9 protein-coding genes are annotated in these 10,372 nt (G+C 62.9%); 2 read left to right on the top strand and 7 right to left on the bottom strand.

The annotated features are described in order from the left end of the window. Positions 1-262: 262 nt before the first annotated feature. From BM321_RS15305 to BM321_RS15275, 7 genes are all read right to left on the bottom strand, one after another. Positions 263-829 carry a GNAT family N-acetyltransferase gene (locus BM321_RS15305; RefSeq protein ID WP_092443049.1) on the bottom strand — a complete coding sequence of 189 codons (567 nt, stop codon included), beginning with the start codon at positions 827-829 and terminating at the stop codon, positions 263-265. 317 nt (positions 830-1,146) lie between these two features. Continuing rightward, a complete protein-coding gene (locus BM321_RS15300; protein WP_092443046.1) occupies positions 1,147-1,917 on the bottom strand; it encodes an electron transfer flavoprotein subunit beta in 771 nt (256 codons plus the stop codon). Between the two features lie 13 nt (positions 1,918-1,930). Then, a complete protein-coding gene (locus tag BM321_RS15295; RefSeq protein WP_092443043.1) occupies positions 1,931-3,151 on the bottom strand; it encodes an electron transfer flavoprotein subunit alpha in 1,221 nt (406 codons plus the stop codon). Further along, the gene (gene dgcB, locus BM321_RS15290; RefSeq protein ID WP_092443041.1) at positions 3,151-5,100 is read right to left on the bottom strand and encodes a dimethylglycine demethylation protein DgcB; all 1,950 of its coding nucleotides are present in this window, start codon (positions 5,098-5,100) and stop codon (positions 3,151-3,153) included. The genes BM321_RS15295 and dgcB overlap by 1 nt, the downstream gene beginning before the upstream one ends. Positions 5,101-5,269: 169 nt before the next feature. After that, positions 5,270-7,330, bottom strand: a complete 2,061-nt coding sequence (gene dgcA / locus BM321_RS15285; protein WP_045157161.1) for a dimethylglycine demethylation protein DgcA — start codon at positions 7,328-7,330, stop codon at positions 5,270-5,272. A 15-nt stretch (positions 7,331-7,345) separates the two neighbouring features. Continuing rightward, positions 7,346-7,876, bottom strand: a complete 531-nt coding sequence (locus BM321_RS15280) for a DUF5943 domain-containing protein (protein WP_030139308.1) — start codon at positions 7,874-7,876, stop codon at positions 7,346-7,348. Positions 7,877-7,955: 79 nt separating this feature from the next. Continuing rightward, positions 7,956-8,933 (bottom strand): dipeptidase, encoded by a 978-nt coding sequence (locus BM321_RS15275; RefSeq protein ID WP_030139307.1) that lies wholly within the window; start codon positions 8,931-8,933, stop codon positions 7,956-7,958. A 235-nt stretch (positions 8,934-9,168) separates the two neighbouring features. On the opposite strand from BM321_RS15275, the gene BM321_RS15265 reads away from it, so the two are divergent. Next, complete coding sequence (locus BM321_RS15265; RefSeq protein WP_092333355.1) at positions 9,169-9,570, top strand: lysozyme inhibitor LprI family protein; 402 nt, start codon at positions 9,169-9,171, stop codon at positions 9,568-9,570. A 32-nt stretch (positions 9,571-9,602) separates the two neighbouring features. Further along, positions 9,603-10,019, top strand: coding sequence for a DUF3010 family protein (locus tag BM321_RS15260; RefSeq protein WP_092443039.1), 417 nt, complete (start codon positions 9,603-9,605; stop codon positions 10,017-10,019). Positions 10,020-10,372: the final 353 nt, after the last annotated feature.

Raw genomic sequence — 10,372 nt, 5'->3', positions numbered from 1 at the left:
ACCGTGGGTTAGGCTGACTACTTTTTGATCGCAGGCTGGCAGGGCCCGATTTGCATGGGGTGCAGCGAGGGGCGAACAGGTTATCCACAGGCGGATGCACAAGGATTGTGGGTAAACACATGCCCTGTGGGAGCGAGCTTGCTCGCGAATGCGGTGTGTCAGCGACGAACATGTAGCCTGAAATACCGCTTTCGCGAGCAAGCTCGCTCCCACAGGGATTTGGGCCAACCTGTGCCCCGCGCCAGGGTTGCCGCTGTGCCGGCTAAGGCCGATGCATGAGGTAGGCCGCGCCCGTTACTTGAATCAACGGATGCGGGACGACCTGACAGGTTTTGACGATGCCAAAGCCATGGCGCTCATAAAAACGCCGGGCGCCGGTATTCGCAGCGTAGTCGATCAGGCTCAGGCCCTTGAGTGCCAGTTGATCGGCACGCTGTTGCGCCAGGTCGAGGAAGCGAACGCCCAGCCCCTTGTTACGCCAGCCTTCATGCAGGGCCAAGCTTGAGATATAGAGGGTCTCGGGCACTTCCATGTCGGCGTAGGGCGCCAGGATCGGGTCTGTGACTGGGGCCGCCTGTGGATCATGACGCGTGACATAAGCGTGCATCATGCCGATGACCTGTCCGTTGGCCTGGGCGACAAGGCAGTTCTGGTAGGAAAAATCGACACCTTCCCGGGCATAACGCGCAGCGCCCACGTCAAGCAGATCCTGGCCTGGCTCCGCCAGCTGGCTCCAGATGTAATCCGACGCCCCCTCCGAGGAGATCCGGAACAAACGAGCGATCTCCCGCGTATCCGTGGGCAAGGCCGGACGAATTTCTACTTCCATTGATAGGACTCCATTGGCGATGAAACGACCTTTTTCACCCACAGGCTTGAGACGCGGCAACCCGCCAGGCCAGCGGTTTATGACCGGATGTTGCACAGGTCAGGCGGGTGTTTTGAGCGCAGGCCTGGATGGCCTGGTTTACGGCGGGGCCAAGCAGGTTATCCACAGAGGCACACACAGCAAGGATGGGCAAACACATCCCCCCTGTGGGAGCGAGCTTGCTCGCGATAGCGGCGTGTCAGCAAAGAAGATGCAGCCTGACATACCGCCATCGCGAGCAAGCTCGCTCCCACAAAGGGATTCAGGCATTCCTGGGTTTAGCGAACAACCCCTTCCTCAATCAACAACTTGAGAATGGCCTCGGCCCCCGCCTCCGGGCTCACGCCCTTGAGCACTTGCCCGCCTCCGCCGCTGGCCTTGGCCGTGGCGGCTTTCATGCGGTCGGCGCCGCTCTTGGCCTTGATCACTTTCAAGCGCTTGGGGCGTGGCTTGGCCGGTTGCAGGGTCGCCACCGCCAGCAAGGTGTCGTCGATCACTTCGACTTCCTCGGCATGCAATGCCCCACGCCGCGCCGGGCCGTAGGCGCTTTGCCGAGGTTTTGGCGCGGCGTTATCCACAGTGGCCAGGAATGGCAGGCGCACTTTGAGACGGCGTCGTTGGCCGCGGGGCAAGGCTTGCAGCACCAGCGCCACGCCGCCGTCGATGGACTCGACCTGGGCCAGTCCCACCACCAACGGCCAACCGAGGTTTTCCGCCAGTAGAAAGGGAAGCATGCCCGAGCCTTCACCGGTTTCCGCCTGGCTGCCGGTGAGCACCACTTGGGCACCAGCGTCACGCAGATAGTCGGTCAGGGCCGGCAGGGCGTCGGCCCCGTCGGGATTTTCCAGGACGTGGAGTTCATCCAGGCCCATGCCCAGGTAGGCGCGCAGGGCCGGTTCGGCCACGTCACCGGCATGCAGCACTTGCAGGTCGTTGCCGGCCAGTTGCAGGCCCAGTTCCACGGCCCGGGCATCCTGTTCGGCGCGCCGGGGCCGACCGGAAGTGGGGTGGGCGCCGATGGACACGAGGCTGATCACTTGGGTACTCATCAACTTATCCTTCTTAAGCCGCATCGCGCTTGGCTTCGTTGCGGTAAGCCTCTACCGCCGCGATCAAGGCCTGGAGAATCGCCGCGCTGTCACCGATCACCGACAGGTCTGCCCGTTTGATCATGTCGCAGCCCGGGTCGAGGTTGATCGCCACCACCTTGTCGCAGGCGCCAATGCCCTGCAGATGCTGGATCGCCCCGGAAATCCCCACGGCCACGTAGACCCGTGCCGTGACCCAGGTCCCCGACGCGCCGACCTGGCGATCGCGGGCCATGAAACCGTCGTCCACTGCCACCCGCGAAGCGCCTTCGGTGGCGCCCAGGGCCGCGGCGGTCTGGTGGAACAGCGCCCAGTCCTTGACCCCGTTGCCGCCAGAGAAAATGAATTCGGCCTCGGCCATCGGGATCGCGCCCGGGTCCACCGCCACCGCACCCAGATCTTCGATACGCGACAAGCTGCGGGCCACGCTTGTGGATAACTCCACCGGCAAGGCTTCGTGGCGGGTTTCGCTGACCGGTTCGGCGCATTCGGCCGCGGCCAGGATCAAGCGTGCCAACGGCCGGGCCAAGTCTTGCAGGCCCGCACCGGCGCGGCCAATGCACTCCTCGCCCTTGACCTGCCAGACCCGCGTGGCCGGACGCTCGCCCAGGGCTGCGGCAAAACGCCGGCCCAGTTCACCGCCACCGGTGCGGCTGTCGGGCAGCAGCCAATGGCGTGGGTTGAATTGGTTATCCACAGCCCGCAGCCCCTGCACCCGTTGTTCCGGTGCATAACCGCTGAAGGCCTCACCTTCCAGTACCAGCAAGCGGTCGACACCGGCCGTGGCGAAGGCGTTTTCCTTGTGCTCGCCGAAGACCACGGCCAGCACCGCGCCGTCCGCCCCCGCAAGCTGATGGGCCAGGCCCAGCAGATCGCGGTCGTGGCTGCTGAGGCGACCACCGACCATGTCCGGCACCACGCTGATGTAGAACGCCGGTTGCGCTACTTGATGCAGCGGCAATTGCACTTCGGCCGCGGCGGTACGCTTGGTCGCGCCACCCTGCTGGGCGCCGCTGCGGTCGATACGCTTGATGCCGTTGGGGCCAATGAAACCGATGCCATGGACGTTCTTGCGGATGACCCCGTTGGGCCCCATCCAGCTGTGCTGCACCGGTTGCATGGCCGCGTGCAGCGGGTGCAGGCGGTTGCGGGCGATCCACTCGGCGCGAGGGTCGCGGCGGATGATGTCGCTCATTAATGCACCTCCGCAGGTTCACGTTTGGCTGGGGCCACGGGCTTGCTCGGAGCTGCGTCTTCCAGCAGCGCGTCAGCCACCAGTTCGGCAATGTCCTTGATCATTGGCCGCGGTTCGACCACGCCTTCGAGCATCGCGGTGCACTGTGGACAACCCACCGCCACCAACTCAGCGCCGGTTTCGCGAATGTCGTCCATGCGCATGTCAGGAATCCGCTGCTTGCCTGGGATGTCGGTGATCGGCGCACCGCCACCGCCGCCGCAGCAACGCGAGCGGAAACCGGAACGCTGCATCTCCTTGACCTCGATACCCAGCGCACGCAGCACCTGGCGCGGCGCCTCGTATTCGCCGTTGTAGCGGCCCAGGTAGCACGGATCGTGATAGGTCACGCTGTCGCCCTTGTGCTGGCCGAGGTTCAGGGCGCCGGCGTCGATGATTTCCGCCAGGTAGGTGCTGTGGTGCTGCACACGGTAGTTGCCATCGAAGGCGCCGTATTCGTTTTTCAGCACGTGGAAGCTGTGGGGGTCGCAGGTGACGATGCGGTTGAAGCTGTATTTGGCCAGGGTCTGGATGTTGCGTTTGGCCAACAGCTGGAACGTCGCTTCATCACCCAGGCGCCGGGCCACGTCGCCACTGTCGCGTTCCTCGAGGCCGAGCACGGCAAAGTCGATTTTCGCCGCCTTCAGCACTTTGACGAAGGCGCGCAGGGTGCGCTGGTTGCGCATGTCGAAGGCACCGTCGCCGACCCAGAACAGCACGTCGGTGGATTTCTTCTCGCTGAGCAGGTCCAGGTTCAGGTCCGCCGCCCAGTTCATCCGCCCGCCCGGGGCAAAGCCACCAGGGTTGTCGGTGGCGATGAGGTTTTCCAGGACCTCGGCACCTTTGTTCGGCGTGGCGCCTTTTTCCAGGGTCAGGTGGCGACGCATGTCGACGATGGCATCGACGTGCTCGATCATCATCGGGCACTCCTCGACGCAGGCCCGGCAGGTGGTGCAGGACCACAGGGTCTCGGCGTCTACCAGGCCATTGACGATCGGCTGATGGGGATTGCCAGCATGCTCGCCCACAGGTTTGCCCGGGTATGGGCTGCCAGCGAATTTCGCATCGGTGCCGCCGGCCAGGCCGACGACCATGTCCTGGATGAGTTTTTTCGGGTTCAGCGGCTGGCCGGCCGCGAACGCCGGGCAGGCAGCCTCGCACTTGCCGCACTGCACGCAGGCGTCGAAGCCCAGCAGTTGGTTCCAGGTGAAGTCCTTGGGTTTTTCCACACCCAGTGGCGCGGCGGGGTCGTTCAGGTCCAGCGGCTTGAGACCGGTGGAACGGCCGCCGCCAAAGCGCTCGGCACGGCGATGCCAGGCCAGGTGCAGGGCACCGGCGAAGGCGTGCTTCATCGGCCCGCCCCAGGTCATGCCGAAGAACAATTCCGACACGCCCCACAGCACACCGACACCCAGGACCGCCGCCACCAGCCAACCGCCGAAGTTCTCCGGCAGGATGCCGGCCACCGGCAGGGTCACCAGGAAGAACGACGCCGAAAACGCCAGCAGGCTTTTCGGCAGGCGCATCCAGGGGCCCTTGGACAAACGGGCGGGCGGATTGCGCCGACGCAGGTAGACGAAGATCGCACCGACGAACATCACGGCCGACATCAACAGCAACGCATAGCCGAGGAAACGGTTATGCAGGCCGAACCCGTGGACCAGGATCGCCAGCACCACCGACGCCACCGCACCACCGGCCGTGGCCACGTGGGTGTTGGCGATGTATTTGTCCCGCGCCACTACGTGGTGCAAATCCACCATGTAGCGCTTGGGCATGGCAAAGAGACCGCCGATCAGGTCGACCTTGGCCGGTCGTCCCCGGCGCCACATGTTCACCCGCCGCAAGGCGCCGAGGACCGCGAGGCCCAGGGCTGCGAACAGCAGGATTGGAAGAAGGGTGTTCAGCATGGTGAAGCTCCCAAAGACCTCAGGTCTTGCAGGCACAGAAACCTGGATGTCTTGCTCGATCCCTGTGGGAGCGGGCTTGCTCGCGAAGACGGACTCAGATCCAACATAATGTCGACTGATCCACCGCTATCGCGAGCAAGCTCGCTCCTACAGGGTTATCCACAAGCCGTTAGAAATCCTTGCACAACCGCAGGGCGTCGTAGATGGCCGCGTGGGTGTTCCGCTGGGCCACGCAGTCACCGATGCGGAACAGCAGGTAGCCATCGCCGCTCTGCTCCAGGCACGGCTGGGGCTTGATCGCGAACAAGGCTTCGACGTCGATCTGGCCCTTGTTGCGCGAACCTTCCTTGAGCGCGTAGTAGATTTCTTCGTCCGGCCGCACGCCGTTTTCCACCACCACCTGGTCCACCACGCGTTCTTCCTTGGCACCGGTGTATTCGTTCTCCAGCACCGCCACCAGCTTGTCGCCTTCGCGGTAGACCTTCTCCAGCATCATGTCCCCGGTCATGATCACTTCCTTGGGGTACATGCTGCGGTAGTACGTGGGGAACGAAGTCCCGCCAATGGCCACGCCCGGCTTGATGTCGTCGGTGACGATCTCGACCTGGCTGCCTTTGTCGGCGAGGAAGTCGGCCACCGACATGCCGGTGAACTCGCAAATGGTGTCGTAGACCAGCACGTTCTTGCCCGGCGCGACCTTGCCGTCGAGCACGTCCCAGCTGCTGACCACCAGCCCTTCGGCGGCGCCCCAGTGTTCGTTCTGTTCCAGGTTCGGATGCCCGCCGACGGCCAGCACCACCACGTCCGGACGCAGGTCCATGATGGTCGCCGCATCTGCCGCCACGCCCAGGCGCAGATCGACTTTCAAGCGTGCCAGCTCTAGCTGGAACCAGCGGGTGATGCCGGCGATCTGGTCCCGTTGCGGGGCTTTCGAGGCGGTGGTGATCTGCCCGCCGATGAATTCTTTCTTCTCGAACAGGGTCACGTCGTGCCCACGCTCGGCAGCGACACGCGCCGCTTCCATCCCGGCCGGGCCGGCACCGACGACCACCACCTTGCGTTTGGGCCCGGTGGACTTCTCGATGATGTGCGGCACGCCCATGTATTCACGGGAGGTCGCGGCGTTCTGGATGCACAGCACGTCCAGCCCCTGGTACTGGCGGTCGATGCAGTAGTTGGCGCCCACGCACTGCTTGATCTGGTCGATCTGGCCCATCTTGATCTTGGCGATCAGGTGCGGGTCGGCGATGTGGGCACGGGTCATGCCGACCATGTCGACGTAACCGCCTTCCAGGATCCGCGTGGCCTGGTTCGGGTCCTTGATGTTCTGCGCGTGCAGCACCGGAACCTTGACCACTTCCTTGATACCGGCGGCCAGGTGCAGGAACGGCTCCGGTGGATAACTCATGTTCGGAATGACGTTGGCCAGGGTGTTGTGGGTGTCGCAACCCGAGCCCACCACGCCGATGAAATCCAGCATGCCGGTGTCGTCGTAGTACTTGGCGATCTGCTTCATGTCCTCGTGGGACAAGCCGTCCGGGTGGAACTCGTCGCCGCACAGGCGCATGCCCACGCAGAAATCGTCGCCCACTTCGGCGCGCACGGCCTTCAGCACTTCCAGGCCGAACTTCATGCGGCCTTCGAAGCTGCCGCCCCATTCGTCGGTACGCTTGTTGACCCTCGGGCTCCAGAACTGGTCGATCATGTGCTGGTGCACGGCGGACAGCTCGACGCCGTCCAGGCCACCGGCCTTGGCACGCCGTGCCGCCTGGGCGTAGTTGCCGATCACCCGCCAGATTTCTTCCGGCTCGATGGTCTTGCACGTGGCACGGTGCACCGGCTCACGCACGCCGGACGGCGACATCAGGGTCGGCCAGTTGAAACCGTCCCAACGCGAGCGACGGCCCATGTGGGTAATCTGGATCATGATCTTGGCGCCATGCTTGTGCATGGCGTCGGCCAGGTTCTGGAAGTGCGGGATGATGCGGTCGGTGGACAGGTTCACCGAGCTCCACCATTCCTGCGGGCTGTCGATGGCAACCACCGACGAGCCACCACAGATCGCCAGGCCGATGCCGCCCTTGGCCTTTTCTTCGTAATACTTCACGTACCGGTCGGTGGTCATGCCGCCGTCGGTGGCGTAGACCTCGGCGTGCGCGGTGCTGAGCACGCGGTTGCGGATGGTCAGTTTACCGATCTGGATCGGCTGGAACATTGCTTCAAAAGCCATGGCGCGATCCTCGACTTACAACGGCTTGACGATGAACAGGCCGTCGTCGTGGCCTTCTTCGGAACCGCCATAGACCTGCTCGGCCACGGTGCGGATCGAACTGCCACGAGCGGCGAGGATCTGGTCCATGGCGCCGGCGAACCAGCCGGTGAACATGTAGTCGACCTTGCGCCCGACCTTGCCGTACACATAGACGAACGCCGAGTGTTCGAGCTTGACGCTGGCGGTGCCTTTATCCAGGTCGATGTCCTGGATCTTGAACAGGCCCCAGCCACGCTGGGACAGGCGCTTCATGTAGTGTTCGAACACCGCGACGCCTTCCAGGCCGTGGCATTCGGCTTCTTTTTCACACCAGTGCCAGGCGGATTTGTAGCCGGCCTTGTAGAGAATCTCGGCGTAGGCGTCGGCGCCCAGCACTTCTTCGATGCCCATGTGGTTGTTGACGAAGAAGTGACGCGGTACGTACAGCATCGGCAGGGCGTCGGACGTCCAGACACCGGTTTCGCTGTCGACTTCGATAGGCAGTTGCGGGGCGATCTTGGCCATGAAAACTTGACTCCGGAAATTCGTGGTATTGCCTGCGGCGCGGAGGGCCGCAGGTAGAGGATTAGCGATGCGGCGGCGGTTATTCGCCCCAGACGTCTTTCAGCACGTTGACCCAGTTCTCGCCCATGATCTTGCGCACCACCCGCTCAGGATGGCCGCGCTTGAGCAGCGTCTCGGTGAGGTTCGGGAACTCGCCCACGGTGCGGATGCCCAGGGGGTTGATGATCTTGCCGAAGCTGGTCAGACGACGGGCATAGCCCTTGTCGTGGGTCAGCATTTCGAAGAAATCCTGGCCGTGGCCCTGGGTGAAGTCGGTACCGATGCCGATGGCGTCCTCGCCAACGATGTTCATGGTGTATTCAATGGCTTCGGCGTAGTCGTCGATGGTCGAATCGATGCCCTTGGCCAGGAACGGCGCGAACATGGTCACGCCGACGAAACCGCCGTGGTCGGCGATGAACTTCAGCTCTTCATCGGATTTGTTGCGCGGGTGTTCTTTCAGGCCGGACGGCAGGCAGTGGGAGTAGCACACCGGCTTCTTCGATTCGAGGATGACTTCTTCGGAGGTCTTGGAACCGACGTGGGACAGGTCGCACATGATGCCGACGCGGTTCATCTCGGCGACGATCTCGCGACCGAAGCCCGACAGGCCGCCGTCGCGCTCGTAGCAACCGGTGCCGACCAGGTTCTGGGTGTTGTAGCACATCTGCACCACACCGACGCCCAGTTGCTTGAAGATCTCGACGTAGCCGAGCTGGTCTTCGAAGGCGTGGGCGTTCTGGAAGCCGAAGATGATGCCGGTCTTGCCCTGTTCCTTGGCGCGACGGATGTCGGCGGTGGTTTTCACCGGAATCACCAGGTCGCTGTTCTCGCGGATCAGCTTCTGGCTGGCGACGATGTTGTTGATGGTGGCCTGGAAACCTTCCCACACCGACACGGTGCAGTTGGCTGCGGTCAGGCCGCCCTTGCGCATGTCTTCGAACAGGTCGCGGTTCCACTTGGCAATGATCAGCCCGTCGATAACGATGCTGTCGGCGTGCAATTCGGCTGGGCTCATCAGGCAGTCCCCTTTTGTCAGCGATTCATGCGCCGAATCGTGTGCCGGCGCTTTGGGGCCAGCATATGCCTGAGGGCCGTCGCGACCCGGTGCAAAAACGACAGGGGAATTGCCGAAAGCGTCAATCCACGACAATGGGCTACGACAGGCCCGCCCTGCCCGTCTGTTCTTTACCCGACGGTTGCGCCAGAATCCGTCGCATCACTGGTTTTCACTGGACTTGAGCGGCAACGCGATGAAATCAATCTTCCTGGCTTTGGCACTGATCAGCACCCTGGCACACGCAACCGAAGACACCGAGCCCAACCCCTGCGACGAAGTTGAAAACGACGTCCAGACCCTGGCCTGCTCGGCCTATGGCAAGACCGCCGCCGAACAATTGCTCAACGAAAACCTGCAGAGCCTCTTTGAGCGCCTGCAAACCCGCTACGCCAGCGACAAGGCCCAGCTCAACGACATCACCGCCAAGGTCAAGGCCGCCCAACAACTGTGGCTCAAACAACGCGACGCCGATTGCGCCATCGCCGCCTTCCCGGCCAAACCCGGCAGCGAAGCCTACAAAATCGCCGAAAACGACTGCATGGCCCAGGTGAGCGATGATCGGTCGGAGTTTTTGGAGTCGATTGGGCAGGAGTAAGCTGCACGCCCCCCTCGAGCAAAGAGATCCCCATGAAAACCTGCGGTATCGAAATCAAAGGCAGCGAAGCGATCATCGCCGTTGCCTCGCTGGATCAGCAGACGCTGACCCACATCGCCCTCAATACCAAGAAAATCGCCCTGGACGACGATGACGAAGCCGCCAACGTCAAGGCGTTTGCCGCCCAGGTACGGGCGTTCGTGGTCGAGAATGGCATCGAACGCATCGCCATCAAGAAGCGCAGCAAGAAAGGCGAGTTCGCCGGCGGACCGACCACGTTCAAGATTGAAGGGGTTTTCCAGTTGCTGGAAGGCTGCGAGGTGACACTGCTGTCACCGCAGACCCTCAACGCACAGCACAAGAAATACGACTTCGCCTTGCCGGCGACGCTGAACAAGTATCAGCACGAGGCGTACAAGGCGGCGTGCTCGGCGCTGATGAAAAAATAAAGCCGTTCCCTGTGGCGAGGGAGATCCCGCCGCGTCTTCGACGCTGCGCTGTCGCGCAGCAAACAGGGATCCCTCTACAGTTGAAGAACGCGCGCGGGGCAAAGGCCGTAACCAGCACTGGTGTGACAGCACCCGAGAGGGAGAGTGGCCTGCACGGTATCGGCGTGGAGTCGTTGATGGCACGGCCAGGCCGTGACCTCGTATAAGAGAGTGAATCCTTTCGCCACCGTGTACCCCGCGCGCGTCATTCAATCCTGCGAGGAATTGTCATGGCGCGCAAGAACCAAAAGCGTTTTGAGATTATCCATCATCACTGTGCCGGTATTGACGTGGGAAGCCGTGAGCATTGGGTC

This window comes from Pseudomonas sp. NFIX10 (assembly GCF_900111955.1).
Taxonomy (GTDB): Bacteria; Pseudomonadota; Gammaproteobacteria; order Pseudomonadales; family Pseudomonadaceae; genus Aquipseudomonas; species Aquipseudomonas fluorescens_AA.
This window is presented reverse-complemented; position numbering and strand designations above follow the sequence as displayed.